The sequence below is a fragment of the Jeotgalibacillus sp. ET6 genome (genome assembly GCF_029667115.1).
Taxonomy (GTDB): domain Bacteria; phylum Bacillota; class Bacilli; order Bacillales; family Jeotgalibacillaceae; genus Jeotgalibacillus.
The window spans coordinates 370341-393756 of sequence record NZ_JARUIU010000003.1 but is presented as its reverse complement, the minus strand read 5'-3'; the positions used below and the strand labels follow the sequence as shown (position 1 = coordinate 393756).

Genomic DNA, 23416 nt, shown 5'->3' with positions numbered 1-23416 from the left:
TAGCTAAAAATCAGCAGGGATGTATGAAACACAATAGAAATGGCAAACTACCCTCGAGAACAAAAGGAGGGTTTCACCTATGCAAAATCAACAACAGCCAAACATGCAGCAATCGACTTCAATGTCCCAGCCGCTAAATCACGGAGGCCATGAACTGTTTGATGTCAGTGAAGTGCTATCCATGTCCATTGGGGTAATCGACCAATATACAATCTTCCGTCAGCATGTTAAAGATCAGGAATTGATGCAGATTCTTGACCACCAATTGAATTTTTTAAAGCAGGAATACAATACAACGCTTGAAATTTTTCAAACCGGTGCCAAGCCGTCGCAATCCATAAAAACGTATGATATAAAAATGGATCATGGAAATTCGACCGTTTTTGGCCTTACACAAATGCCGCCGTCAAAGCCAATCCAATCCGTCAATGAAATCAGCGATCAGTCTATTTCAGGGTATATGCTGGGTCATGTTAAATCCGGTGCTTCGCTCAAAGCCATGACAGCCCTCGAGATGACTCATCCCATTTTAAGAAGAGCTGTTGCAGACAGCGTGTCAAACTGGATAGAGATGGCCTATGAACTTTTCCTGTATCAAAACAGACATCATTATTATCAGGTGCCACAGCTATCACAAGGTGACATGCAGCAAATGATAAACGGCTATGCGAAAGCATCGGGACCATCAGGCAGCCAAATGATGCAGTAATATCAAGCTGAAGCACTAAATGCGGAGTGGCAATGAAGCTATAGTAATACGCAATCTATGAAGCCTGGGACAAATTTGTCTCAGGCTTTTTTGACCTTTTCACTGCGCTCTAAGAAGGCTTTAAGCTAAGATCCGCTCCTATCATAATTGTAGTAAAAATTCAGACAATACATTGTAAAGCGCTTCCGAATCCTCTATACTTTGTTTATCCGATACACTAAGATGGTGTGCTTAATTTTGTTATCTATAAGGAGTCTACAAACTGAGGGATGCCGTTTTCCCTCCATAGAACCAGAAATAGGATAAACAAATTGGGAGTGTGAAAAAATGGACGTAGTTACGATAGGAGATGCTATGGTCTCATTAAATCCTATGTCAAAAGGACCGATGAGGTATGTTTCAACGTTTGAACGAAAAGTAGGAGGAGCAGAGCTGAATGCGGCGATCGGCTGCTCAAGACTTGGCCTAAAGACGAAGTGGATCAGCCGTCTTGGAAATGACGAGTTTGGCCGTTACATACTAAATTTTGTGAGAGGGGAAGGCATTGACACATCTGCTGTCACGCTGGTGGACCAGTATCCGACTTCTGTCTATTTTAAGGAAATATTGGAGGACGGCAGCGGCAGGACATTTTATTACCGATCCGACTCTCCAACGACGACGCTTAAAACAGAAGACATTTCTGCCTCCATTTTTTCCGGAGCGAAGCTTCTTCATGTCACCGGAGTCTTCCCTGCTGTTGATAAAGCAAAAAATGTTGAGTTGATTAAACAGGCAGTCGTATTGGCAAAACAGGAGGGAATGCTCGTTTCCCTGGATCCTAATATACGATTAAAGCTATGGAGCAAAGAAGAGGCAAAAGCCGGTCTTACTGAATTACTGCCTTATACAGATATCCTGTTAACCGGAGTGGAAGAAGCAGAAATTTTATATGGTACGGCTGATCCTGATGAAATTATTGCCGAGAGTATCGAGCACGGCATTTCATGGATTGCTATCAAGCAGGGCGAAAGCGGGTCGATTGGCTATCATCGCTCAGAAAAGCTGGTTTCCCCCGCAGTGAAAGCGCGAAAAGTGGTCGACACGGTTGGAGCGGGAGACGGATTTGATGCCGGCTTTATCTACGGGGTGCTGAACGGATGGCCGCTCGAAAGGTCGCTGCATTTTGCTAATACAATAGGGTCAATGGTTGTCAGTGTTTCTGGAGATAACGAGGGTCTGCCTTATCTGGAGGATGTATTGGTACAGCTGGGTGAAAAAGAATCGATTGAACGATAACGCTGAGTAGCGGCAATACTCATAAAAGTGAGGAGGTAAATGATTTGAAAGCTGATGACAGATATAAGCAAAATGCTGGTGAAAAAGCAGCTTCGTTTGTTCAAGATGGAATGATCGTTGGACTCGGGTCAGGGTCCACAATGTACTGGATGATAAAAAAGCTTGGTGAAATGGTTCATAACGGACTCACCATCCAAGGCATACCAACCTCCCTTCAGACCGAAAAATGGGCAAAGGAATTCGGGGTGCCGTTAACATCTTTTGCTCAAAACCCTGTCATTGATCTGGCTATTGACGGAGCAGATGAAATCGACCCGGAATTCAGGCTGATAAAGGGTGGCGGCGGTTCTCTGGTCAGAGAGAAAGTGGTTGCTGCAGCGGCAGAAAAATGTATTATTGCGGCTGATGAAAGCAAAGTGGTCTCTGTACTTGGAACGTTTCCTTTGCCAGTTGAAGTCGTCCCTTTTGGCTTTGAAGCCACTGCACTGCAACTGCGAAAACTAGGCTGCTACCCAAAGGTGAGAAAAAAGGGAAACGAAAGGGTTAGTACCGACAACGGAAATTTTATATTAGACTGCTCATTTACAAGGATTGAAGACCCTGTCTCTCTTCACCATAAAATAAAATTGCTGACAGGAGTGGTGGATACAGGTCTTTTTCTGAACATGGCAGATGCAGTGATCATAGGCAATCAAAGAGGTGCCGAAATAATGGAGAAGCGGAGGGGCGAAAAATGAATTTACTTGAAAAATTGACAGACAGCGGGATAGTGGCGGTGGTCAGGGGATCCAAGCCTGAAACCATTATCGAGATCGCTCGTGCATTAAAAAAAGGCGGTGTTTCAGCATTAGAAATAACGGTAGAAACACCAAAGGCAATGTCAATCATTGAAAAAGCCGCCGCAGAACTTGAAGAAGAGGGAATAATCGTGGGAGCGGGCACTGTTCTTGATGCAGAAACTGCACGAGCAGCAATGTTGTCTGGCGCAAAGTTTATTTTTTCTCCTTCGTTCAATCCCGAAACAATTAAAATGACAAAACGCTATGGGGCAGTCAGTATCCCGGGAGCCATGACACCCACTGAAATTCTGAATGCCTATGAGCATGGAGCAGATATGGTAAAGGTATTTCCTGCAAATGTAGTAGGGCCTGCCTTTTTTAAAACGGTAAAAGGGCCTCTTCCTCATATTCCTCTCATGGCAACAGGCGGAATAGATCTTGATAACGCAGCGGATTATATTGAAGCAGGTGCTGAAGGATTAGGAGTTGGCAGCACTCTGGTGCCCCTGCTGCATAAGGTAACTGATCATGACAAAGAAAAAATAGCGGCACGGGCTGCTGCCTTTGTGAAGATTGTTGCCGAGACCAAAAAAATGAAATGCGCTTATTCTTAGCTTCGTTTGCTGGACGATTTCATATAAATTTGAGCATCCCTAATTCTCATTCATAATGAGCGGAAAATAGGCTCATACTTGTAAAAGTGCAGGTATTTTACTGAAAGGGTGAGGATTATGGAATGGGATTTACTATGGAAAGCCGTCATCATCGTGCTGGGAGGAACGTTTCTATTGCGGTTTGCAGGCCGAAAATCAATTTCCCAAATGACGCTGACACAGACAGTCATCATGATCGGAATTGGATCTCTTTTAATCCAGCCTTTAGCTGGTGAAAATATCTGGACTACATTACTGGTTGGAGCAGTGCTTGTGGTAACACTGGTAGGGATGGAATTTTTTCAAATAAAATCAGATGGTGTTGAAAAAGTGATAACTGGAAAATCTAAGATCATTGTTGAAAACGGATATCTTCATGTAAAGAATTTACGGAAGCTGCGCTTAACAGTGGATCAGCTTGAAATGAAATTAAGACAACAAAATGTCTCGAAAATAACCGATGTGAAATGGGCTACGTTGGAGCCAAATGGGCAGGTAGGCTTTGAATTAAAAAAAGAAGTAAAACCGATAACCTTTGCTGAATTTCAATTGCTTCAGCAAAAAATTGATCAAATTATGCAGCATCTTGGCGTTGTAAGCCATGCAAAAGACCAGAGTACAGAGAGGGCTGCTCAAGATCTTTTTTCAGAAGTTCATCAGCATGAACATTCAGTCAAGCCCCCCAGGCACTTGCAATAAAGGCTGTATAAAGAGAGTAAGGGCATGCTCCGTGAAGTCTTATTTCAGAGCTGCCCAGATCTCAGGTTATCAGGAATCAAAGAGAGCACATGCAGCCAAAGACCATTTACCCCTCATCGTATCGATAGTAATCCTGTGAATGATAGACTTCAAACCCGCATGACTGATAAAGCCCCAATGTATGCTGATGATCAGCTTGAACTTCCAGATGAATTTCCTTTTGGGAGATCGATTGTTTTTGTATGACCTGCTGCAGGGCACTGCGGCCAATGCCTTTTCCCTGATAAATTGGCAAAATAGCAAAGCCGTAGATCCACAATTGGTTGTCTGCCCGCTGAATCCGCAGCTTACCAACGCCGCTGCCTGCATGCTCAATAATGTAATTAGACTGGCCATGCTCCTGCTTTCTAAGATTCCAATGCTGTTCGGCTTCTTCTCTTGTGGTGTCAAATGCTTCGATATCGAGCCTGATTTCAAGCTCCTTATCCTCGTCCTTTGCTTTCCGAACCAGGGCTTGATTGGAAGGGGCTAATGAAACAGGCTGCCATTTCATTTGATACTCGGTAAAAGAATATGCACAAGGCAGGGTTTTTAAAAAAGCTTTCCCTGAAGACGATTCGGCTGGGGTATTTAAAAGAATCTTTGTGTATTTTTTTTGGTTGAAATAACCGGCTGCCTCTTCCATAAAAGAAGTGAACATGCCTTTTCTTCGATGATCAGGATGCACCATCCCACAAACCTCTGCCGTTAACCCAAATCCGTAGACTGCCATAAAGCCAATTAAATCCGTTTCTTTATAGCTTTTATATATTTTTAAACCATCTGGGTTGTCCATTGCGAGCCAATCTTCATTCAGCTTAAGCTGGATGTTATCCTGTTCTTCACAAATTTTCTTCAACACATCGATTTCATTCAGCTCTTTTTTACTTAACATATTGTCACGCTCCATCTTTATTAAACTCTTATTCAGTTTAATTCTATTTGCTTAAGTACTACTTTTGCATTTAGATCTACTGAAACCCAGGTTGATATATCATTCCAGACGTCCTCCAGCCGCTTCCACGAAACGGCAAAATGAATTTGGGCAATTTCTTGTTTTCGGATGGCAGGAAGCTCAACATCAAAACAAAGATCTTTTTCCATACCGACTAATCCATATGATTGAAAGGGTGGCTTAAAGGATCGGTCATGTAAAGAAAGTGGCAGAAAATCCTGAACGCTCTCACGATAAAGCAGTTTTTCTTCATCTTCGGTTCCAAGCGATAAATGCCACTTGTCATCATGCATTGTCAAGGCTTCAAAATGTTCTCCGCCACCTGGTCCAGTGTGGATATGCAGTGAAGGATTCGGGACCAACCCGGTTTTGAATCGAAACGTACGCCCGTCTTCATGCGCCTTCAGCCTCCAGATTCCCGCCATGACTTTATCTACTTGATAAGGAACCGGCACTTCACAAAGGAGGAGTTCCGCTTCAAACCCAGGCTGTTTAAATGAATGCACCATAACTCCGCTGGTGAATTGATACGTGGTCATGGGGGCATCGCGAGTTGTTTGAGAAGAATCAGCCATCCCAGCTTCAAAATAAACAGTGCCAAGAGGTGTTTCAATCCATGTCATTCGATTGAAAACTACCTGAGGGGCGTTCTTACTTGCAAATAGATTCATGGTTTAACCACCTTTTCAATTCTGAATCAGTTAGCTATCCTAATTATACTCAATATGAAAAAAGTAAACCTGTTTTTTAAACATGGTTAGTAAAGGAGGGAAAGGAATGAAGCATCCAATTGACAATAAAATGAATACGGTTTTCGTTCACGTATCGGATCTTAAAACGTCTGCTCAGTGGTACGCAAAATTATTGGGACAGGAAATAAACACGCAAGAGGTTCAGCTTCCGGTATGGAATATGAAGATACAGGGGCATACAGGACTGACCCTGGACGCGGGAAAAGACAGCAAGAAAGTCGTCACACCAAGCCCGTATCCGCTGTTTAATTTTCACACGGATAATCTTGAAAAAGCACTTCAATTTGTAATGGAAGAAATGAAAGTCGAAGAAATAGTTGAGAAAACCGAGATTAGCGATTTTTCCTATTTTTTAATTAAGGATCCGGACGGCCACTGCATTATGATTTGCACTGGGTGAAAAAGGATTTATCATATATGCGGAGCGGTAAATGGCGTACATTACCATTAAAAGATCAGAATAAAAAGAAGGATAAAAAAAGTAAAAAAAGAATGTTATTAAAGAGAAGACTAACAAAGAAGATCTAATTCAAAAAGGAGTGAAAACCTGTGGCACATTCCCTGACTAAAATAACCCCTTTTTTGATGTTTGAGGGGCAGGCAGAAGAAGCAATGAACTATTATGTTTCTATTTTTGATGATTCTGAGATTATTAATGTACAATATTACGGCCCAAATGAATCGGGAGAAGAAGGAACCATTCTGCAAGCCACTTTCTCTCTTAATGGACAGGAGTTTATATGCATAGACAGCAGTGTGAAGCACGAATTTTCATTTACCCCTGCCATCTCTTTTTATCTAAACTGCGGCACAGAAGAAGAAATCACACTTGCTTTTGATTGGCTGTCTGAAGGAGGCAGTGTGTTAATGCCTCTTGCATCCTATCCTTTTAGTGAAAAATTCGCCTGGGTCAGCGACAAGTTTGGTGTAACATGGCAGTTAAATTTAGTAAAAAATTAATCAGCTGATGCTATTAATTTTTGCAATCATTTTAAGACAAAGAATGGAGATAAGTAATTTTAGATCATAAACGACATTTTGAAAAAAATTATAGTAAGGTAGTTTTGAAAGATGGGCACGGGGTATATATTCATTGTAACCACGTAAACCGACGGTGAGGCAGCAGGGAAGTCCCGCAGGATGGAACGCTGTTTTGACGATTTGTAGTGGGAGCCAAAGACGGATTTGCTTTCTTAAAACGAGTATCATTTTTCCTTTCAAAACGGAGCCAGTGAGCCGAAAGAAAGCAAATCTTTTTCATAATAACTAATGAAATGTATGATCGAATAGATGGGCCTTTACCTGATAGGGTAAAGGCTTTTTCATATTTAAAGCGATCGTGTTTTGTCGAAAATCTTTTTAATCGACAAAACCTTTATTACAATTCTTTTGGCTTATATCCCGGGTAATAATGAATAAAAAGGGAAAATACCGACCATCTGCCTATGATAAGAGAACATTTTTTCCGGCTGAATCATTTAGTATAACATTCCACACAAGCTGTCAGTTCAAAATTAAACTCTTCTTTGTCATTTGTGTGCTGATGGATAGTTTCGTTTCTTCCTCTTTTACTCACGAAAAAGGCCCCTGATAAAACAGGGACCTTAATCAAAACATTTGGGACTGTTTACGCTAATGAACTTTTAATCGACATCTCTACAAGTGAACGCCAGCGCGCATAGGCCATTAAAACCTCAGGCGTTTTTTTAATGGAATCTACCATGTTCTGAACTCTCTTCAGCATATACGAAAGAACCTTGCTGCTCGGCTTTTGAGACAAAATTTCCTTTTCAATTGCCTTTATCGCATTGGAGATCTTATTTATATCATGATCCGAGCAGTGTTTACAGTCATTCAGGCGAGTCTCCAGTTGAGAAGAGGCAACTTTAATGCAGTTAATCACCGGCTGATCTGCAGCTTCTACACTCATTTCCTGCTCAAGCTGTTTTTGAAAATAGTTATAGTCAATCATTATAATCTTCTCCTAATCTGTATTTTAATCTTTACATACCTCTTTTTCTCTGTCTCAAAACGGGTATATTTTCCTGTTATTAATATAGTGAAATAGGAAATGTCGAAAATGATAGAATATCCCTTATTTTAGAAAAATCTTCACATGTCTATACAGCAGGAAGAGCTCTTATTGACATTAATTGAAGATCCTTCTACTATTAGTTACATAAAGTAACTGATTGGGATTTTTCGCACAAAAATATAGTTATGATAGGAGAAGTGGAAATATGACCTTTCATCAGCCACCTGCCTCTTTCGTGGGGCAAATAGAATTAATGGTTCGGGATATCGCGCGTTCTTTGGCTTTCTATGAGAGCATAATTGGACTTAAATTAATCAGCAGAGATGAAAAAAGTGCGAAGCTGTCAGCGGATGGCTCAAAAAGTATACTTTCACTTGTGCAGCCGGAGGAAGTAAAGGGAAAAGAGCCGCGTACCACTGGTCTCTACCACTTTGCGCTTTTACTTCCTGCCAGAAGTGATTTAGCTGATTTGATCGCACATTTAGTAAAGAACGGAGTAAAAATGGGCGGCTCTGATCATGGGGTAAGTGAAGCTGTCTATTTTGATGATCCGGATGGCAACGGTATTGAAGTATACAGAGACCGCTCTCATACAGAATGGGATTGGCACGATTCTCAAGTTAGTATGGCAATTGACCCTTTAAACATACAAGAATTATTGAGCGGAGAACAAAAGGAGTGGAGGAAAGTACCGGAAAAAACGGTAATAGGCCATCTCCATCTTCATGTGTCAGAGCTTGGTAAAACGCAGGAGTTTTACAAAGAAGGCCTGGGTCTGGATGTCGTCAGCCGAATTAATGGACAGGCCCTCTTCATGTCATCAGCTGGCTATCACCACCATATCGGTTTAAACACCTGGCAGGGAGTGGGCGCTCCTCCTCCATCAAAAAACAGTGTCGGACTTCATTGGTTTTCTTTTGTTGTACGCGATGAGAAGGAAAAAATGAAGACGGTCGAACGGCTGCAGAAATTAAATTATGCTGTGTATTCTAAAGATGGATGCTTTACTACACAAGATCCTTCCGGAAATCAGATAAAACTTGTTACTAATGAAGAATTCAGCCGTTAAGAAGCAAAAAAGTGAAGGGTCCTTCAGGCAGGAAATTGACTGTTGTTTGAAGAATATAGAAAGGGTACTAGTATCTAACTGTGCTTCTTCATTCACGGAGAAAGAAACATAAGGGAGGAAATGAAATGGATAAAATCAGACTCATTCCTTTTCAGGTTCAGGAAATCCATTCTGTTTCACAGCAAGCTCTGCCAGAAGGCATCAAAATGATTCAGGCTCCCGAGGTTTGGGAGGAAGCTGAGTACGGTGAAGGGCAGGTCATTGCAATCATTGACACAGGCTGTCAGTCTGATCACCCTGATCTGGCCGGGAGAATTGTAGGCGGCCGTAACTTTACAGCTGATTATGGCGGTGACCCTGAAAACTACAGTGATAATAACGGTCATGGTACGCATGTAGCGGGCACAGTAGCTGCTTCAGGCATGGAGAGTGAAGGCATTGCAGGTGCTGCTCCAAAAGCCGGGCTGCTGATTTTAAAGGTGCTGACGGGTTCAGGCAGCGGAAGCTACCAGGGGATTGTTGATGCAATTCATTATGCAATCGACTGGCGGGGTCCCAATGATGAAACGGTCTGCGCCATGTCCATGTCTCTGGGGGGACCTGCTGATCTGCCTGAGCTTCACGAGGCGGTTAAACGTGCAGTTGATGAAGGAGTTGCTGTCGTTTGTGCAGCAGGAAATGAAGGAGATAACAGACCGGATACAAATGAATACGCATACCCCGGCGCCTATGCAGAAGTGATTCAAATTGGTGCCATTAATTTCAACAGGGAGATTGCTCCTTTCAGCAACACAAACGATGAAATCGATCTGGTAGCCCCTGGGGTAAACATACATTCCACCTATTTGGATGGGCAATACGCCAACCTTTCCGGCACGTCAATGGCTACACCGCATGTTTCCGGTGCACTTGCACTGATTAAAAATATTGCTGAAAAACGTTATGAACGGCAGCTGACTGAGGCAGAACTTTATGCGCAGCTTGTTAAAAGGACGGTTCCTCTGGGCTTTCCAAAAACGGCAGAAGGAAACGGACTCCTTGCGCTTGACATCCTGGATCAATTTGATAAAGTCTTTAGAATGTATAATGCATGCTTTGGAAATACATCTGAGAGTAATAATGAAAATAACACAGTAAATGTAAGTTCGAATAGGGACAGCACGTATCGTTAATATAAGGTTAGCGCACCATAAGGCGGCGACAAAGGCAAGCTGAGACCTAAGCATAACGAAGTTTGAGAAGGGATCAAGAGTTTTCCATGCGGAAAGCGTCCGCCTGAAGTGCAGTGATCGGTTTACAGAGCCTGAGACAGTGCCTTGTCGCAGGCTCTTACTACTTCTATTCCAGCACCGGTTAACAGAGAAAAAGCTGCTGTAAGAAGAAGAAAATTAATGTGTTGACAATATACCTATAGGGGTATATAATCAATCTTGTTCAACTAAAGGAGGTACTCATCATGGACTACGATGATAAAGTAAAAAATCGAGTAAAACGAATAGAGGGTCAATTAAAAGGAATTCTGCGTATGATGGAAGAAGAGCAGGATTGTAAGGATGTAATTGTCCAGCTATCAGCTGCCCGGACGGCTATCGATCGCACGATGGGTGTTATCGTCAGCTCAAACCTGGTTGAATGTGTGCGTAAAGCAAACGAGGACGGGGAAGACACTGACGCACTTGTGCAGGAAGCAGTAAATTTACTTGTAAAAAGCCGCTAAAAATAGAAAGGTTGACAACCCTTTTTATTTAAGATAAATTATACCCCGTGGGGTAAATTAAATTTTTTTGAATACTATAATACCCGTAGGGGTAATAGGAGGAATAAATAATGTCAGAACAAAAAAAGAAAACAACTATCGTTTTATTCAGTGGCGAGTATGACAAAGCAATGGCAGCTTACATTATTGCCAACGGCGCAGCAGCTTACGATCACGAGGTGACTATTTTCCACACGTTCTGGGGATTAAATGCCCTGCGAAAGGAAGAGCTCGTACCGGTTAAAAAAGGATTTCTTGAAAATATGTTCGGGCGTATGATGCCCCGCGGCGCTGATAAATTGCCGCTTTCAAATATGAACTTTGCAGGTATGGGACCCAAAATGATCAAGCATGTGATGAAAAAACACAGTGCCATGTCACTTCCGGAATTAATTGATTTGGCAAAAGAGCAGGATGTAAAATTGGTAGCCTGCACAATGACAATGGATCTTTTAGGTCTTCATAAGGATGAGCTTGTACACGGCCTGGATTACGCTGGAGTAGCGGCTTATCTTGGAGACGCTGAAAAAGGAAATGTCAATCTATTCATCTAAAGGGAGGGTTAAAAATGGAAACAGCCTTTCTTATTGTTGCTGTACTCGTAATTGGGTTTATGTTTGTAAACAAAATGGGGTTGTTCGCCAAAGGCATTAAGCAATCCAGTACAGAAGAGCTGGAAAAAGATCTCAATCAAAAAGATAAACAATATGTGGATGTCCGGACACCTGCTGAATTTAAGCGGGGCGCAGTTCCCGGGTTTCGAAATATCCCCTTAAATGAACTGCCCAAAAGACTGAATGAATTAAAGAAGGATCAGGAAGTCGTAGTCATGTGCCAAAGCGGAATGAGAAGCATGAAAGGCAGTACCACACTTAAAAAGAATGGGTTCAGTTCGGTTACAAATATTAAAGGCGGGATGTCTGCCTGGAACGGGAAGGTGAAAAAGCAATGAAACAAATGACGCCTGCTGAGATAGAACAAAAACTTTCAGCAAATGAAGAACTCCATATAATCGATGTAAGAGAAACGGATGAAGTGGCACAAGGCAAGATTCCTGGTGCACAAAATATTCCGCTGGGACTGCTCGAGTTCCGCATGCATGAACTGGATAAAAAGAAAGAATATACGCTCGTCTGCCGATCCGGTGGAAGAAGCGGAATGGCAGCTGACCTGCTTGACCGCAATGGCTACCGTGTTGTCAATATGACAGGCGGCATGCTGGAGTGGAACGGTAAAACGGAGTAAAAACAAAGGAGGAATAGAAAATGATACAAGCAAATGAAGTGCTGGATGCAAAAGGACTCGCTTGTCCAATGCCCATCGTCAAAACAAAAAAAGCGATGAACAGCTTAGAGCCTGGCCAGGTGATTCATATTCAGGCGACAGATAAAGGCTCCACGGCTGACTTAAAGGCATGGGCCGAAAGTGCAAACCATCAGTACCTTGGAACAGTCGAAGAAGGAGATGTACTTCATCATTATCTTCGTAAAGCAAGCGGCGAAGAAAAGGCTGAAACAACACATGAGCCGACAGTATCCAACGAAGAGCTTCAGTCAGCATTACTGAAGGAAGACAGTATGGTGTTGGATGTTCGTGAAGAAGCAGAGTTTGCCTTCAGCCACATCCCCGGCGCCAAATCGATTCCACTTGGTGCACTTGATGAAAAGATAGATGGTCTTGATAAAGATAAAAATGTCTATGTCATTTGCCGTACGGGAAGCAGAAGCGATTTAGCTGCGAAAAAGTTAACCGCAGCAGGCTTTGCCAAGGTCTACAATGTAGTCCCGGGTATGAGCGGATGGAACGGAGAAACAACGTCTATATAAAAAATTTTAAAGAATATAATACGGTAGGGGGTAAAAAAATGAGTGTAACACCAATGACGGCGAAACAGCTTGCACAAAAAGTAATCCGCAAAGAACCGGTCTTTCTTTTAGATGTACGAAATCATGACAGTTTTGCGGACTGGAAAGTAGAAGGAGACAACGTTCAATCCATCAATATCCCTTATTTTGATTTGCTCGATGGGGTGGAGGATGTCATGAAAGAGCTTCCTGACGATCGGGAAGTAGTGGTGGTCTGCGCCAAGGAAGGCTCATCCATTATGGTCGCTGATCTGCTTGCTGAAGAAGGGAAAGATGTCTTTTATCTTCAGGGGGGGATGAAAGCCTGGAGTGAGCATCTAGAGCCGGTTAAAATTGGCGACACAACTCAAGGAGGCGAGATTTATCAGTTTGTGCGGATTGGCAAGGGATGTTTGTCCTATATGGTCCTTTCAAACGGGGAAGCTTCCTTGATTGATGCTACTCGCATGACAGATGTATATATTGAATTTGCTCAATCAAAAGGAGTTCAGATTAAACATGTGCTTGATACTCACCTGCACGCAGACCATATCTCCGGAGGCAGAAAAATAGCGCAGCAAACAGGAGCTTCCTATTGGCTGCCGCCGAAAGATGCGGAAGATGTTCCGTATTCCTATGAAGCATTAGAAGAAGGAAAAGAAATTACGACTGGTTCAACCACCATCCGTATACAGCCAATCTACTCACCGGGTCACACGATCGGTTCTACTTCCTTTATAGTGGACGATGCCTACTTGCTGTCGGGTGATATTCTGTTTATCGACTCCATCGGCCGCCCGGATCTTGCCGGCTTGGCTGAAGACTGGGTAGGAGACCTGCGTGAAACATTGTACAGCCGATATAAAAATCTTTCGGAAGATTTAATGGTTCTGCCTGCTCACTTTATGATTATGGAAGAAGTAAACGAAGATGGGAGCGTCGGAAGAACATTAGGGCACCTGCTAAAAGAAAATCACGGATTGAATATTGAGAGCGAAGCGGAGTTCAGGAAAAAAGTGACGGGGAATCTCCCGCCGCAGCCCAATGCCTATCAGGAAATTCGTGAGCTGAATTTAGGAAAAATCACAAAAAATGAAGAAGAGCAGCGCGAAATGGAAATTGGTCCGAATCGCTGTGCCATTCGATAATACAGGAGGAGAGTTAAAATGAACGTAACAAAAGTATTAGATGCTAAAGGATTAGCTTGTCCAATGCCAATCATAAGAACAAAAAAAGCAATGGCAGATCTTCAATCAGGAGACATCTTAGAAATCCATGCAACAGACAAAGGGGCAAAAAGTGATCTTGTGGCATGGTCTGCTTCAGGCGGTCATGAACTTTTAGACAGTGCCGAAGAGAACGATGTATTCAAATTCTGGATTAAAAAAGCATAACCGTTGCCAGAAAGAAAAAAGGGGAGGACTGATTGTTCTCCCTTTCTATTTTAAGGAGTGAGAAGCGATGGATATAGAATTTATTTTAATTATCTTTTTAATTGGCTTCGTCGGTTCTTACATCTCGGGAATGCTTGGTGTTGGGGGTTCCATAATAAAATACCCCATGCTTCTGTATATCCCGCCCCTCTTTGGTCTGGCTGCATTCAGCGCACATGAGGTCGCGGGAATCAGTGCAGTTCAGGTCTTCTTTGCAACCATTGCAGGTGTGTGGGTTTACCGCAAAGGCGGCTATCTTAATAAAAGCCTGATTGCATACATGGGAGTCAGTATTTTAATCGGAAGCTTTATTGGCGGCTACGGATCCAAGCTTATGCCGGAGGATGCCATCAATATTGTATACGGTGCACTTGCGTTAATTGCTGCTGTCATGATGTTTATCCCCAAAAAAGGCCTGGACGACGTGGCGCTGGATCAGGTCCGTTTTAATAAACCGCTGGCTGCTGCCCTTGCTTTGATTGTGGGGGTGGCTGCTGGAATTGTCGGAGCAGCAGGCGCATTTCTACTCGTTCCAATCATGCTCGTTGTACTCAAGATTCCAACTCGCATGACCATTGCCTCTTCACTGGCCATTACGTTTATCTCATCCATCGGTGCAGCCGTCGGAAAGATCACAACAGGTCAGGTCGACTATTACCCTGCACTTATTATGGTCATCGCAAGCCTGATTGCGTCACCCTTAGGGGCTATGACAGGAAAAAAAGTAAACACCAAAATGCTGCAGGTGGTCCTGGCGATCTTAATATTAGCAACCGCTGTTAAAATATGGACCGATATTTTGTTTTAATTCAGTAGAGGCTGGGGCAAAAATTAAAAAAAGTTAAAAAATGAGAATTTATTTATTAGTAGTAGTAGGTGAGCGGAGCGTCCGCCTGAAGCGAAGTGAACCGTTCGTAGAGCTTGAGACACTCTTGTCCCAAGCTCTTTTTGTGTTCAGAAATTATTGCTACCTATGTTTTGTCTTTAAAAGGGCATATTACACAAGTAGGGGGTGAGTCTTTTGAGCAATCCGAAGAAAAACAGCAAAGCGTTCGTACCGGAGCATCTGGGCACACAATCTAAAAATGCCACAAAAACAAACAAGGGAAAAATGCTGGATAAAACCGGCAAAGAACCGAACGTTACAAATGGATAAAATCAGTGGGGGGTCTTGATATGAGTAAAGGTCAACAGCATGAAGGCGAACATCGGGCAAAAATCAAAAAAATGCAGGAAATGCTAAATAATACAGAGCAAAATATCAAAGATACTGAATTCGCCATTGAGCATGCAGACACCGCAGCAGGCAGAGAAAAAAGAAGAGATAAAAATGCACAGCGTATGGAAGCTGTCGAAGATACACGCCGTGAAATAGAAGAAGAACGTTCAAATCTTTAATTTTTACTGAGGTCGGGACAAATAGTAAGAGGTGAGCGGAGCGGAAGGTGGCGGCTCCAGCAGGATATGGCGGCAAGCTGAGACTTTACAGGTCATTGCCGAAAGGCTCAAACCGCCGTCCCTGCGGAAAGCGTCCACCTGAAGCGCAGCGAAACGGTCAAAAAGGCTGAGACAGTTTTGTCCCAGCCTTTTTTCTTTGCTAAAAAGTGACTGAAACCATCATTTAGATGGTCTGAATCACTGGCTCCCATTTAGCTGTTGTTATCAAGCCTGCGATGTCCTGATGCTTCCATTCGTTCCTGAGGATGCGTATTGATCGTGCCGTCTGCCCGTTTTGAAGCAAATCGTGATTTTGCCCGCGCCTTTCCCGCTTCACCCTTCATCGTCATTTCCGGAAAATTTTTTGCTTTGTTTCTCATGCAAATTCCTCCATTCTGAAAGTAGTAAAGCCTTCTTAGTGTGGTTGAATAAAGCAGAAATATAACCATTAAAACATGGCAATAATAATCCGAATAGCAAGGCGTCCACAAGGAGAAAGTATAAGCAGGGGGGATGCAGAATGGGAAAAGACAGACAGGAAAAAAAGCTGAAAAAACAAAAGAAAGTACAGTCGGACCGGGACCAGGATCTACACTATCCTGGAGCGGCGGGCTCTGAAAAAGATGGTTCAAGGTCAAGAGTCATTGAAGAATAAGTAAAAAGAGCCGTTCCACAAAGTGTGTGGGACGGCTCTTTTTTTAACGTGCAATAAAAAACGGAAGATCCTTTGCACCAGTTAAGCGTGCATAGGTAAACAACTGCCCTTTATGGTGAATCTCATGGTCTTTTCCACTTTCAAGCAAGGCATAACCCGGCATAACAGAGCCGTAAAATTCCACTTGTTTATCGAGCTGTTCATCAGAAAGCGTTTTTAAATCAGCCAATGTTTGCTCGGTGGCAGCCTGTAAATAATCCTGGAGATCCGTAATGGACTCGAATGTTTGATTTCCAGAAGGAGGAGTCAGCTCTCCATTTTGAACGGTTTGAACAAACATGCTTGTAGAGTCTGCAATATGCTGAACCAATACAGATACAGACATCGCTTCTTCCCAAGGCTTGAAAGGAAGATGGTCGTTGTCAATAACGCCAACAAGTTCGATTAATGCCTGTCTGTGTGCCAGCCATCCTGCCATGAATTGATCGATTTTAGCCATTTGAAACCCTCTTTTCTTGTTTGAATGATAAAACCAGTATAATGCATAGAGTCTTTTTATTTCAAAAAATCTGTCCTCATTTATGTTTTTTAATAAAAGATTCGGGAATGGAAAACATAGGGAAAAGACTGGTTTTAAGAATGGCCTCCTCCATCTTAATTACCATTACAATTGTTTATCTGCTTATTACACTTTATTATTTTTTCACTAATAAATCTTTTAAGGACAGTTATTTCAGTCCAGTTCTGTTTTATAAGCTGTTTTTCGTTCTGTTGAGTTTAACGCTGGGATTTGGACTTTTATATTATTTGCTTTCGTTCAACGAACAACTATTATCCATTAATGATCCAAATGGAGATCCTGTTGAAAAAACCTTTGGCAATTTTCTTTACTTCAGTGGTGTAACGATTCTTTCTGTAGGATATGGAGACATGGTCCCCGTTGGTCCGGCGCGTTTTTTCGCTCTCATTGAAGCCAGTCTGGGATTGCTGCTGCCAACTGCTTATTTTATGAAAGCATTAAACTCTTCAAAGGATAAAGAAGAAAAGGAATAAATCATGCTAGGAAAGGGAGAGGTACCGATGGATAAATTAATACCTGTAGCTTCTGTTAAAGCGGGAGATGAACAGAATGTTGTATCGGATGTGTTTATGTATACGAATCAAGTGGTCAATCTCTTTTTCGTAACCCTCGATGCAACAGCCAACTCGTGGGTGCTGGTTGATGCAGGAATGCCTAAATCAGCTGAAAAGATAAAGAAAGAAGCAGAAGAGCGATACGGAAAAGGGACGAAGCCTGAAGCCATCATTTTGACTCATGGTCATTTCGATCATGTCGGCGGTGTGGAGGAGCTTGCTTCCGAGTGGGATGTGCCTGTTTACGCTCATTCTCTTGAGATGCCCTATCTCACCGGCAGGCAGGATTATCCTGAACCTGATCCCACGGTCGATAAAGGATTGGTAGCAAAAATGTCACCTAAACTGTTTCCCAACGAAGCGATTAATTTAGGTCAAAAAGTGCAGTCTCTGCCAGAAGACGGCTCGGTGCCGTTCATGCCTGAATGGAAATGGGTTCATACCCCCGGACATACTCCCGGCCACGTTTCATTATTTAGGGACCGGGACCGGTTTTTGATAGCGGGAGACGCATTTGTAACGGTTAAGCAGGAATCTCTTGTGAAGGTGACGATGCAAAAACTTGAAATTCATGGGCCGCCTAAATACCTCACGATGGATTTTCAGGCAGCGTGGGATTCTGTCCGAGTTTTAAATGAGTTAAATCCCTCGATTGCTGTAACCGGACACGGAAAACCGATGGAAGGGTCACAACTCACGGAAAATCTTCAAAAGCTTGTCGATGAATTCGAAACCATCGCCATGCCTGACCGGTCATAAAAATAAAGCATGTCCACACGAAAAATTCGTGTGGACATGCTTGTTTGTGTGGCTAATGATAGCCGTTTTGTCCATTTGCAGAGCTGGATGTTTTGCCTTTGGGTTTTTGCTTGCTGTTTTGCTTAGTCCCGCCGTCTTTGTTTGCCTTATTGTGTGAGCTCAATTAAATCCACCTCCTGCATGACTGCTTTTATTTTCTCCTCTTAAAAACAGAAGTATGCTGGTGAATGCAGGAAGCGGATGAAAGTGTCTAGAGCAAACAGGAATTGGCTTTAGTGATTATTTTTTCTCATCGCTTTTAAAATAAAGCTTACAATTAAAATTAAAATAATCGCGCCAAGAAGTGCTGGAATAATGGCAATATCCGCGATTTCAGGTCCAAGATCGCCTAAAATCATATCGCCGATCCAAGCTCCAATAATCCCCGCGATAATATTACCAATAATGCCTCCCGGAATGTCTTTACCTAAAATCATTCCTGCGATCCATCCAATTAAACCGCCGACAATCAGATACAATATAAATCCCATATGGTTTCCTCCTAACTTGTTTTTATGGTTTAGCATGTCCGTTCCTCCAGCAGTTATGTATATGTACATAGATCCTGCCTCAGAAGGGAACGCTATTTATATAAAAGGGGGCAATTACATGAAATCAGTAAAGAAATTTTCACTTTTTATTGGATTTATCCTGCTATTGACAGCGTGTAATATAAATGAATTAAGCGAATCGCAGAAAGAACAGCCGGGACATCAAAAAGAAGGAAGTGCCAACGTTCTTGAAAGAGACAGAGAAATTCTGGATAACCGTGATGATGGAACGGAGATTGAAGTAGATGATGGCGGAACAGAAGCGCAAAATGACCCGTGGGATGGAATTGGCGGAAAAGAAACGGATGAAGTTAGAGAATAAAATGTAAGCAGAGGCTGGGACATGATGTACAGCCTCATTCCCTTCACCTGATGGTTTTGCGGGCTGGACGCAAATTTTTCCGATTTCAGTGTAAACAATACTGGAAAATTGCCGACATTATAAAAAGGAACAAAAAACGCAAAAAGGGGTATGTGATCCATTGAATTATTTCTCAGCAGAAACGGTCATCCTAAACAACGAACCATCCAATCAGCTTTCTTTCCGCTATATAGGACCTGTTCAATTAACAGATGAATTTATTCAATTTGCTAAAGAAAACCATTTACATATTGGGTATGAAAAACAACCCTCACTCCGTTCAGCAGTGTGGAAACTGATTATAAAAAAAGAGTCAGCTTCCTCCTATGAAGTCCGTCTCCATGATCTGGAAATTGAAGATCAGTATCGCTATCCCCATGTGATATCGGTTCAGCAGCTTATGATGGAAGAGCTGGTCGTCAGCTTTGCAACGCTTAACGAAGCAAATCATTTAAAGGAGTTAATTCTTAAGGAACTTGAAGAACTCGGTGCTGCAGTAGACGGAGGCGCTCTGGGGTTAAGTAAAACAAGTTAAAAGACGAAAGCCTCTTGGCGTGCAATAAGTAAAGCAGGGGGCTTTAAAATACTGTAATATTTGCACACCCTACATCCTTCTCCCAACGCATTACCCTCTCTTACAAACCGTATTTCATCAACCCTTCTATATACCATGTGTTATTTCACAAATGTTTTTTATTTAATTGCCCTTTCACGACTGATTTTGGGTATAGATAAAGTAGGACAAAATGAAATCAGGGGGCAAAATATGAAGAAATTATCGAATGAATACATTGAAGAGGTAGTAAAAGCCTGCAGACCCTTTGCTTCAAGAGGGTCCGTAGTTGATCATATTCCCGGGCTGGATCAATCGCATCTGACAGATCTCGGGGTTACCATTGTCACACTTGACGGAGATGTGTTCTCTGCAGGGGAAGCTCATCACGACTTTTCATTTCAAAGCATCTCAAAAGTCATCTTGCTGTTGATGGCACTTGAGGATTTTGGGAAGGAAATTGTATTCCAAAAGGTGGGTATGGAGCCGACGGATGATTTCTTTAATTCGATTTCCAATCTTGAGGATTATGAAGGTCAGCGACCATACAATCCGCTGATTAATTCAGGCGCAATTGCCACCGCCAGCATGATTAAAGGAAGCACGGTGGATGAACGGTTTGAGCGCTGCCTCGATTTCATCAGAAAAATTACAGAAAACAAGAAAATTTACATGAATGAAGATGTGTATGATTCAGAAGTGAAAAATGGTGCGCGTAACAAAGCGCTTGCCTATTTTATGGAGAGTACGGGTGTGTTATCCAGTCAGGAATCTGATGACGCACTTGATTTGTATCACCGCATTAACTCGGTTGATATTAATTCACTTGCACTTGCGAAAATGGGCTGCTTTTTATCCAACCATGGAAGACTGATTGGTTCAAAAAAACAGATTATCCAGCCTGAACATGTCCGTACGGTAAAAGCGATTATGCTGTCGTCGGGAATGTATAACGAATCCGGATCATTTGGCGTGGAGGTAGGCTTTCCATTGAAAAGCGGTGTCTCCGGCAGTATAGTGGGTTCGGTTCCAGGACAAATGGGGATCGGAATTATCGGACCGGCGATAAATAAAAAAGGGAACAGCGAGGCGGGAGGACAGGCGCTTCGCATTCTTTCGAGAGACCTCAATTTAAATATTTTTCATGACAGCAATGTGAAAAATTTAGATATTAAATAAGGTTTAAACAGGCCCCTGAACCGTTTGCGCGGTATCAGGGGCCTTTTTCTTATGCCTCTAATTGAACGTTTAATTCCTTGAGTCCTCTTAATAGAAACTGATTAATCCACTGGGGCTGTTCCTGAGACATTTGAATAGAGGGAAAAGCTGTTAAAAGCGATTCCAATGCGATTTTTCCCTCAAGTCTGGCCAGAGGTGCACCAAGGCAAAAATGGATGCCAAAGCCAAAAGCCACATGTCCGGCCGGATTTCTTGTGACATCAAAGGTATCCGCGTCCGTAAACTTCTCTTCATCGCGGTTTGCCGAGCTTAAAGAAGCCAGCACAAAATCTCCCCGTTTAAGCGTTTTTCCGTGGAATTCCATGTCTTTTTCTGACCACCTGGCTGTAGAGAAATCAACAGGACTGTAAAAACGCAGTCCTTCTTCAATGGCCGGCTCAATAAGAGAATGATCCTCCTGGACGGCCTTTAGCTGATCAGGATGCTCAAAGAGGGCAAACATCGTGTTGGCGATAAGATTTACGGTTGTTTCATGACCGGCAATAATCAGGAGAACAATCATGGAGTAAAGCTCGTCCCGATTTAATTTTTCCCCTTCTTCTTCCGCTTGGAGAAGCTTGGAGATCAAATCATCTTGAGGCTGCTCTTTTCGGTCTTCAAATAACTGTGATAAGTATGCGATAAAGTCTTCTACATCTTCGGCAAAGTCAGTCGTCAGGTTATCAGAAGCTGCCAGAATGGTATTGGACCATTTACGGAATTTATGGCGGTCTTCTGTAGGTACGCCAAGCATTTCACTAATAACAATAATAGGAAGAGGGAAGGCGAAATGAGTGATCAAATCGACTGGACCATTTTGATTTTTCAGTTCAGTGATCAGCTCATTTGCAATAGCTTGCATCCGAGGCTCCAGTGCTTTGATCGTTTTCGGATTAAAAAAAGGCTGAACAAGCTTTCTGAGCCGGGTGTGATCAGGCGGGTCGGCATCAAGCATCATGTTCCGGAAGATCCGGATGATTTTTCCTTCATCTCCCTCAGCTTCAGGCGTGACAAATATTTTCGATTGATCTTTAATAAAATTTGGACTTTTAAGCAGTTCTTTTACGTGATCATATTTAGTAATCATCCAGGAAGTCTGTCCACTTTGCTGGTTCATAGCAAAAACAGGATCCGTTTTACGAAGTTGATGGTAAAACTCATAGGCACCTTTTTTAAAATTCGAGGTAAAAATTGTTTCCATCGTTTCCATCTGGTAGTCCCTCCTCTTCTATCTGTTCAAAGTATAAGGGATAGAAGAAAATGCATCAAACAAAATATGGTAATAGAGGGAGCCTTGACTATTTAATTTCTGTTTGCGGAACAGGATTTTCTCTGTATAAAACTGAGCATACAACGTGCAATTTTCAAAAGATAGGAGGATAATAGCGTACGAATTACTGTATTTAATAAACTGAAAATCATTTGACGAGCCTGGCAGCAGTCACTGACTGACAGCCGGGACTATTTGTTTTTCTATAAGAAAGGTCGCTATATATATGAATCTATTATCAGGAAGAAAACGCCTGCAGCTTGCTTTTTTGCTTGGAACGTTAGGAGCCCTTGGCCCTCTGACGATTGATATGTACCTGCCGGCGTTCCCCATGATCGCACAGGAGCTGAACACCAGCGCCTCGGCTGTTCAATTAAGCTTGACTGCCTGTTTGCTTGGTCTTGGGCTGGGACAGCTTGTAATGGGCCCGCTAAGTGATGTGCACGGTCGGAAAAAGCCGTTGATCATTGGGTTGATCTCATTTTTACTCGCATCCCTGCTCATCTCCTTTTCACCGAATATCTACTTCTTAATTGGAGCGCGCTTTCTTCAAGGATTCTCTGCAGCTGCGGGAATTGTTATCTCACGCGCCATTGTGAGAGATATGTTCAGTGGAAGAGAATTAACCAAATTTTTCTCTCTACTTATGCTTATTAGTAATCTCGCGCCAATCTTAGCGCCAATTGCCGGTGCCGGAGTGCTTTCTTTTACAAACTGGCAGGGTGTATTTATCCTCCTTGCTGTCATTGGACTTGTTTTGACAAGCACCATCTTCATCCGGTTTGAAGAAACCCTGCCTGCTGCAGAACGTGTGCCGAGCAATATCGGACAGACCTTTAAGAATTTCAAATCTCTCCTTACGGACCGCCAGTTTGCAGGCTATGCCCTTGCGCAGGGACTCATGATTGCGGGTGTATTTGCTTACGTCTCAGGAACTCCGTTTGTTTACCAGAATGTTTATGGGTTCTCGGATACCCAATTTAGTTTTCTGTTTGGAATCAATGGATTTGGTCTGATCATCGGCACCCAGCTCGTTGGCCGCCTTTCCCATGTTATAACAGAAAAAACCTTCTTGCTGATTGGTCTTTCCCAGGCCTTTATTGTGAGTACCGTCCTGGTTTTTGCTGTGCTTTTAAATGGGCCATTTATTTCGCTGGCCATTCCGTTGTTCTTTTTCGTCATGTCGATTGGCATTGTAGCCACTTCCAGCTTTTCACTTGCTATGCAGACGCAGGGACATATTGCCGGCAGTGCATCAGCGCTTTTAGGGCTGCTGCCATTCCTGCTAGGGTCTATTACAGCTCCGCTTGTGGGAATTGCCGGTGAATACACTGCAGTTCCAATGGGCTTTATTATGCTGACCACCAGCACCCTTGCTTTGCTGTCTTACTTTGGGCTTGCAAGAAGAGGAGAAAAGCTGAGAAAAACTTCATAGTGG

The 23416-nt window shown here is 42.7% G+C and carries 33 protein-coding genes; 26 read left to right on the top strand and 7 right to left on the bottom strand.

Translation table 11 applies throughout. The features are described 5' to 3' along the window. The first annotated feature begins 79 nt into the window (after window positions 1-79). The 5 genes from P6709_RS10815 (at window position 80) to P6709_RS10795 (ending at window position 4118) form a co-directional block, all read left to right on the top strand. Window positions 80-709 carry a spore coat protein gene (locus P6709_RS10815; protein ID WP_278240938.1) on the top strand — a complete coding sequence of 210 codons (630 nt, stop codon included), beginning with the start codon at window positions 80-82 and terminating at the stop codon, window positions 707-709. Between the two features lie 327 nt (window positions 710-1036). Then, window positions 1037-1987: a sugar kinase gene (locus tag P6709_RS10810; RefSeq protein ID WP_278240937.1), complete on the top strand. Its 951-nt coding sequence runs from the start codon at window positions 1037-1039 to the stop codon at window positions 1985-1987. 44 nt (window positions 1988-2031) lie between these two features. Then, window positions 2032-2724 carry a ribose-5-phosphate isomerase RpiA gene (gene rpiA, locus P6709_RS10805; protein ID WP_278240936.1) on the top strand — a complete coding sequence of 231 codons (693 nt, stop codon included), beginning with the start codon at window positions 2032-2034 and terminating at the stop codon, window positions 2722-2724. Then, window positions 2721-3380 carry a bifunctional 4-hydroxy-2-oxoglutarate aldolase/2-dehydro-3-deoxy-phosphogluconate aldolase gene (locus P6709_RS10800; protein ID WP_278240935.1) on the top strand — a complete coding sequence of 220 codons (660 nt, stop codon included), beginning with the start codon at window positions 2721-2723 and terminating at the stop codon, window positions 3378-3380. The genes rpiA and P6709_RS10800 overlap by 4 nt, the downstream gene beginning before the upstream one ends. Before the next feature lie 117 nt (window positions 3381-3497). Further along, the gene (locus P6709_RS10795; RefSeq protein WP_278240934.1) at window positions 3498-4118 is read left to right on the top strand and encodes a DUF421 domain-containing protein; all 621 of its coding nucleotides are present in this window, start codon (window positions 3498-3500) and stop codon (window positions 4116-4118) included. Window positions 4119-4224: 106 nt separating this feature from the next. On the opposite strand, the gene P6709_RS10790 is transcribed toward P6709_RS10795, so the two are convergent. Beyond that, complete coding sequence (locus P6709_RS10790) at window positions 4225-5067, bottom strand: GNAT family N-acetyltransferase (RefSeq protein ID WP_278240933.1); 843 nt, start codon at window positions 5065-5067, stop codon at window positions 4225-4227. Between the two features lie 17 nt (window positions 5068-5084). Beyond that, entirely contained in the window at window positions 5085-5783 is a 699-nt protein-coding gene (locus P6709_RS10785) for a hypothetical protein (protein ID WP_278240932.1), read from the bottom strand. A 106-nt stretch (window positions 5784-5889) separates the two neighbouring features. On the opposite strand from P6709_RS10785, the gene P6709_RS10780 reads away from it, so the two are divergent. Together P6709_RS10780 and P6709_RS10775 are read left to right on the top strand one after the other, a co-directional pair. Then, window positions 5890-6264: a VOC family protein gene (locus P6709_RS10780; protein ID WP_278240931.1), complete on the top strand. Its 375-nt coding sequence runs from the start codon at window positions 5890-5892 to the stop codon at window positions 6262-6264. A gap of 149 nt (window positions 6265-6413) precedes the next feature. Further along, window positions 6414-6824, top strand: coding sequence for a VOC family protein (locus P6709_RS10775; protein ID WP_278240930.1), 411 nt, complete (start codon window positions 6414-6416; stop codon window positions 6822-6824). A 667-nt stretch (window positions 6825-7491) separates the two neighbouring features. Here the strand turns inward: P6709_RS10775 and P6709_RS10770 are convergent. After that, entirely contained in the window at window positions 7492-7836 is a 345-nt protein-coding gene (locus tag P6709_RS10770) for a hypothetical protein (protein ID WP_278240929.1), read from the bottom strand. Window positions 7837-8104: 268 nt separating this feature from the next. Here P6709_RS10770 and P6709_RS10765 point away from each other — a divergent pair, with 268 nt between their 5' ends. From P6709_RS10765 to P6709_RS10710, 12 genes are all read left to right on the top strand, one after another. Next, window positions 8105-8968, top strand: a complete 864-nt coding sequence (locus P6709_RS10765; protein WP_278240928.1) for a VOC family protein — start codon at window positions 8105-8107, stop codon at window positions 8966-8968. Window positions 8969-9093: 125 nt separating this feature from the next. Beyond that, the gene (locus P6709_RS10760) at window positions 9094-10140 is read left to right on the top strand and encodes a S8 family peptidase (RefSeq protein WP_278240927.1); all 1047 of its coding nucleotides are present in this window, start codon (window positions 9094-9096) and stop codon (window positions 10138-10140) included. A gap of 284 nt (window positions 10141-10424) precedes the next feature. Further along, window positions 10425-10685, top strand: a complete 261-nt coding sequence (locus P6709_RS10755) for a metal-sensitive transcriptional regulator (RefSeq protein WP_041055181.1) — start codon at window positions 10425-10427, stop codon at window positions 10683-10685. Between the two features lie 110 nt (window positions 10686-10795). After that, complete coding sequence (locus tag P6709_RS10750; protein ID WP_278240926.1) at window positions 10796-11278, top strand: DsrE/DsrF/DrsH-like family protein; 483 nt, start codon at window positions 10796-10798, stop codon at window positions 11276-11278. Window positions 11279-11292: 14 nt separating this feature from the next. Continuing rightward, complete coding sequence (locus P6709_RS10745; RefSeq protein WP_278240925.1) at window positions 11293-11676, top strand: rhodanese-like domain-containing protein; 384 nt, start codon at window positions 11293-11295, stop codon at window positions 11674-11676. Further along, entirely contained in the window at window positions 11673-11969 is a 297-nt protein-coding gene (locus tag P6709_RS10740; RefSeq protein WP_278240924.1) for a rhodanese-like domain-containing protein, read from the top strand. The genes P6709_RS10745 and P6709_RS10740 overlap by 4 nt, the downstream gene beginning before the upstream one ends. Before the next feature lie 20 nt (window positions 11970-11989). Beyond that, window positions 11990-12550 (top strand): sulfurtransferase TusA family protein, encoded by a 561-nt coding sequence (locus P6709_RS10735; protein ID WP_278240923.1) that lies wholly within the window; start codon window positions 11990-11992, stop codon window positions 12548-12550. 38 nt (window positions 12551-12588) lie between these two features. Next, on the top strand, window positions 12589-13716 hold the full coding sequence (locus P6709_RS10730; RefSeq protein ID WP_278240922.1) for an MBL fold metallo-hydrolase: 1128 nt from the start codon (window positions 12589-12591) through the stop codon (window positions 13714-13716). Window positions 13717-13734: 18 nt separating this feature from the next. Continuing rightward, window positions 13735-13962 carry a sulfurtransferase TusA family protein gene (locus P6709_RS10725; protein ID WP_278240921.1) on the top strand — a complete coding sequence of 76 codons (228 nt, stop codon included), beginning with the start codon at window positions 13735-13737 and terminating at the stop codon, window positions 13960-13962. Window positions 13963-14029: 67 nt separating this feature from the next. Next, a complete protein-coding gene (locus P6709_RS10720; RefSeq protein WP_278240920.1) occupies window positions 14030-14809 on the top strand; it encodes a sulfite exporter TauE/SafE family protein in 780 nt (259 codons plus the stop codon). Window positions 14810-15022: 213 nt separating this feature from the next. Further along, complete coding sequence (sspN, locus tag P6709_RS10715; protein WP_278240919.1) at window positions 15023-15157, top strand: small acid-soluble spore protein N; 135 nt, start codon at window positions 15023-15025, stop codon at window positions 15155-15157. 20 nt (window positions 15158-15177) lie between these two features. Then, window positions 15178-15399, top strand: a complete 222-nt coding sequence (locus P6709_RS10710; RefSeq protein ID WP_278240918.1) for a hypothetical protein — start codon at window positions 15178-15180, stop codon at window positions 15397-15399. A gap of 251 nt (window positions 15400-15650) precedes the next feature. Here the strand turns inward: P6709_RS10710 and sspK are convergent, their stop codons facing one another. Then, complete coding sequence (gene sspK / locus P6709_RS10705; protein WP_278240917.1) at window positions 15651-15818, bottom strand: small, acid-soluble spore protein K; 168 nt, start codon at window positions 15816-15818, stop codon at window positions 15651-15653. Between the two features lie 140 nt (window positions 15819-15958). Between sspK and P6709_RS10700 the strand changes: the two genes are divergently transcribed. After that, window positions 15959-16093, top strand: a complete 135-nt coding sequence (locus P6709_RS10700; protein ID WP_278240916.1) for a YpzI family protein — start codon at window positions 15959-15961, stop codon at window positions 16091-16093. Window positions 16094-16136: 43 nt separating this feature from the next. Here the strand turns inward: P6709_RS10700 and P6709_RS10695 are convergent, their stop codons facing one another. After that, complete coding sequence (locus P6709_RS10695) at window positions 16137-16592, bottom strand: DinB family protein (protein WP_278240915.1); 456 nt, start codon at window positions 16590-16592, stop codon at window positions 16137-16139. Window positions 16593-16699: 107 nt separating this feature from the next. Here P6709_RS10695 and P6709_RS10690 point away from each other — a divergent pair, with 107 nt between their 5' ends. Next, window positions 16700-17146, top strand: a complete 447-nt coding sequence (locus P6709_RS10690) for a potassium channel family protein (RefSeq protein ID WP_278240914.1) — start codon at window positions 16700-16702, stop codon at window positions 17144-17146. A 27-nt stretch (window positions 17147-17173) separates the two neighbouring features. Continuing rightward, on the top strand, window positions 17174-17986 hold the full coding sequence (locus P6709_RS10685; protein ID WP_278240913.1) for an MBL fold metallo-hydrolase: 813 nt from the start codon (window positions 17174-17176) through the stop codon (window positions 17984-17986). A 272-nt stretch (window positions 17987-18258) separates the two neighbouring features. Here the strand turns inward: P6709_RS10685 and P6709_RS10680 are convergent, their stop codons facing one another. Then, on the bottom strand, window positions 18259-18516 hold the full coding sequence (locus P6709_RS10680; RefSeq protein ID WP_278240912.1) for a GlsB/YeaQ/YmgE family stress response membrane protein: 258 nt from the start codon (window positions 18514-18516) through the stop codon (window positions 18259-18261). 118 nt (window positions 18517-18634) lie between these two features. Here P6709_RS10680 and P6709_RS10675 point away from each other — a divergent pair, with 118 nt between their 5' ends. The 3 genes from P6709_RS10675 (at window position 18635) to glsA (ending at window position 20669) form a co-directional block, all read left to right on the top strand. Beyond that, window positions 18635-18898 (top strand): hypothetical protein, encoded by a 264-nt coding sequence (locus P6709_RS10675; RefSeq protein ID WP_278240911.1) that lies wholly within the window; start codon window positions 18635-18637, stop codon window positions 18896-18898. A gap of 160 nt (window positions 18899-19058) precedes the next feature. Further along, the gene (locus P6709_RS10670; RefSeq protein ID WP_278240910.1) at window positions 19059-19472 is read left to right on the top strand and encodes a hypothetical protein; all 414 of its coding nucleotides are present in this window, start codon (window positions 19059-19061) and stop codon (window positions 19470-19472) included. A gap of 231 nt (window positions 19473-19703) precedes the next feature. Further along, window positions 19704-20669, top strand: a complete 966-nt coding sequence (gene glsA / locus P6709_RS10665; RefSeq protein ID WP_278240909.1) for a glutaminase A — start codon at window positions 19704-19706, stop codon at window positions 20667-20669. Between the two features lie 49 nt (window positions 20670-20718). On the opposite strand, the gene P6709_RS10660 is transcribed toward glsA, so the two are convergent. Then, window positions 20719-21918 (bottom strand): cytochrome P450 family protein, encoded by a 1200-nt coding sequence (locus P6709_RS10660; protein ID WP_278240908.1) that lies wholly within the window; start codon window positions 21916-21918, stop codon window positions 20719-20721. Between the two features lie 286 nt (window positions 21919-22204). Here P6709_RS10660 and P6709_RS10655 point away from each other — a divergent pair, with 286 nt between their 5' ends. After that, entirely contained in the window at window positions 22205-23413 is a 1209-nt protein-coding gene (locus P6709_RS10655; RefSeq protein WP_278240907.1) for a multidrug effflux MFS transporter, read from the top strand. Window positions 23414-23416: the final 3 nt, after the last annotated feature.